This window comes from Immundisolibacter sp. (assembly GCF_028696615.1).
GTDB lineage: Bacteria > Pseudomonadota > Gammaproteobacteria > Immundisolibacterales > Immundisolibacteraceae > Immundisolibacter.
Map to the genome: position 1 here is coordinate 1 of NZ_JAQVGQ010000313.1, position 2,635 is coordinate 2,635.

2 protein-coding genes and 1 tRNA gene are annotated in these 2,635 nt (G+C 69.4%); 2 read left to right on the forward strand and 1 reads right to left on the reverse strand.

Going from position 1 to position 2,635, the window contains the following annotated elements; translation table 11 throughout:
* Window positions 1–107: 107 nt before the first annotated feature.
* The gene (gltX, locus tag PHC73_RS13720) at window positions 108–1,523 is read right to left on the reverse strand and encodes a glutamate--tRNA ligase (protein ID WP_300129379.1); all 1,416 of its coding nucleotides are present in this window, start codon (window positions 1,521–1,523) and stop codon (window positions 108–110) included.
* A 156-nt stretch (window positions 1,524–1,679) separates the two neighbouring features.
* Here gltX and PHC73_RS13725 point away from each other — a divergent pair.
* Together PHC73_RS13725 and PHC73_RS13730 are read left to right on the forward strand one after the other, a co-directional pair.
* Window positions 1,680–1,754 (forward strand) — tRNA-Val (locus PHC73_RS13725).
* A 124-nt stretch (window positions 1,755–1,878) separates the two neighbouring features.
* Window positions 1,879–2,635: 3-deoxy-7-phosphoheptulonate synthase (locus tag PHC73_RS13730; protein WP_300129381.1), on the forward strand; the 757-nt coding region annotated here is incomplete at its 3' end.

The following is a 2,635-nucleotide window of genomic DNA, read 5'->3' on the forward strand; positions in this document are numbered from 1 at the left end:
AGGCGGGATCGAACCGCCGACCTCAACACTGCCAGTGTTGCGCTCTCCCAGCTGAGCTATGGCCCCGTGCAAGGGGCGCGAAATGTACCGATTCGCGCGCCGCGGTGTCAAGCGTCGGCGCGGCTGCGCAGCCACTGCACGGCGCGCTCGAGCCGCCCCAGCACGCGGCCGCGGCCGATCAGCTGCAGCGTCACATCGATGGCCGGCGACACCGCGCCCCCGGTCAGCGCCACGCGCAGCGGCTGCGCCAGCTGGCCGAATTTGAGGCCGTGCTCGGCGGCGACCTGCTCGACCAGCGCGTGCAGCGCCGGTGCCTGCCAGTCGCCGAGCTGCTCGAGGTGGGTGTGCAGCGCCAGCAGCGGTTCGACGACCTCGGCAGTCAAATGCTTGGCCGCGGCGGCCGGCTCGTAGGCGTCGAACTCGCGGTAGAACGGCAGCGCCTTGTCGGCCATCTCGACCAGCGTCTTGCAGCGTTCGCGCAGCGCGATCACCACCTCGCGCAGCGGCGGGCCGTCCAGCGCCGGGTCGACGCCGCGCCGGCCCATGAACGGGCTCAGGTGCCGGGCCACGTGGTCGGGGTCGCTGGTTTTGATGTAGTGCTGGTTCAGCCACAGGAGTTTGTCGGGATTGACGGCCGCCGCGGCGCGGTTGACCTGCGTGATGTCGAACAGCGTCACCAGCTCGTCCAGCGAGAACACCTCCTGGTCGCCGTGCGACCAGCCCAGGCGCACCAGGTAGTTCAGCAGCGCCTCGGGCAGGATGCCGTCGTCGCGGTACTGCAGCACGCTGACCGCGCCGTGGCGCTTGGACAGGCGCGCGCCGTCCGGGCCGAGGATCATCGGCACGTGTGCGTACTGCGGCGGCGTTGCGCCGAGCGCGCGCAGGATGTTGATCTGCCGAGGCGTGTTGTTGAGATGATCGTCGCCGCGGATGACGCAGGTGACGCCCATGTCCATGTCGTCGACCACCACGGTGAAGTTGTAGGTGGGCGTGCCGTCGCTGCGCGCGAGCACCAGGTCGTCGAGCTCCGTGTTGCTGAAGGCGACGCGCCCGCGGATGAGGTCGTCCACCACCACCTCGCCGTCGAGTGGATTGCGAAAGCGGATCACCGACGGCGGGTTGCCGGGCGGCGGGGTGGCGAGGTTGCGGCAGCGGCCGTCGTAGCGCGGCTTTTCCTTGCGCGCGAGCTGCGCCTCGCGCCGCGCGGCGAGGTCTTCCGGCGTGCAGTAGCAGCGGTAGGCGTGGCCGCTTTCGAGCAGCTGATCCAGCACCTGCCGGTACCGTTCGAAGCGCTGGCTTTGGTAGAACGGCCCTTCGTCGTAGTTCAGGCCCAGCCAGGCCATGCCTTCCAGGATGGCGTTGACGGATTCTTCCGTGGAGCGCTCGCGGTCGGTGTCCTCGATGCGCAGGATGAAGGTGCCGCCGTGGTGGCGCGCATGCAGCCAGGCGAACAGCGCCGTGCGCGCGCCGCCGATGTGCAAATAGCCGGTGGGACTGGGGGCGAAGCGGCTGCGTACGCTCATGCTGTGGATTCTGACGACGGGACGGGGGCGGTAGTTTAGCCGGCGGGGCTGGCGAACCGCCTTCGCGGCCGGTCGGTTTTGGCGTGCGGATCGGCCCGGCGTTTGACCGCATCCGGGTGGACGCCTACAATCCGCGCCCCACACGGGACATCCCCGGGGCGATTAGCTCAGCGGTAGAGCACTACCTTCACACGGTAGGGGTCGCTGGTTCGATCCCAGCATCGCCCACCATCTTTATCGAAAAAACGCCTGGCCCGTGCCGGGCGTTTTGCGTTTTGGGCCGCGCGCCGCCGCGCCCGGGTCCACTCGCTACAATCCGCTCCCCGTTTCGATCCGCCGACAGGCCGCGCCGCCCATGGACAAGCTGACCAACATCAACGTCGTCGAGCAGCAGCTCATGCCGACCCCGGCCGAGGTGCGCGGCCGTTTGCCGCTGACGCCGGCTGCCGAGCGTACCGTGCTGGAGGGCCGCGCCGCCGTGCAGGCCATCCTGGACCGGCGCGACCCGCGTCGCTTCGTGGTGGTCGGCCCGTGCTCCATCCATGATCTGGACGCCGCCCGCGAGTACGCGCGGCGCCTGCGCGCGCTGGCGCAGGACGTGAAGGACACGCTGCTGATCATCATGCGCGTGTACTTCGAGAAGCCGCGCACGTCCACCGGCTGGAAGGGCCTCATCAACGACCCGCGCATGGACGACTCCTTCCACATCGAGGAAGGCGTCCTGCTGGCGCGCGGGCTGCTGCTGGAGCTGGCCGAAATGGGGCTGCCGGCGGGCACCGAGGCGCTCGACCCGATCATGCCGCAGTACCTGCACGACCTGATCACCTGGACCGCCATCGGCGCGCGCACCACCGAATCGCAAACCCACCGCGAGATGGCCAGTGGTCTGTCGACCGCGGTCGGCTTCAAGAACGGCACCGACGGCGGCATCGAGGTGGCCATCAACGCCATGAAGTCGGCGGCCAGCCCGCACAGTTTCCTGGGTATCAACCTGCAGGGGCAGTCGGCGGTGATCCGCACCCGCGGCAATCCGTACGGGCACCTGGTGCTGCGCGGCGGGCATGACCGGCCCAATTACGACTCGGTGGCGGTGGCGCTGTGCGAGCAGGCGC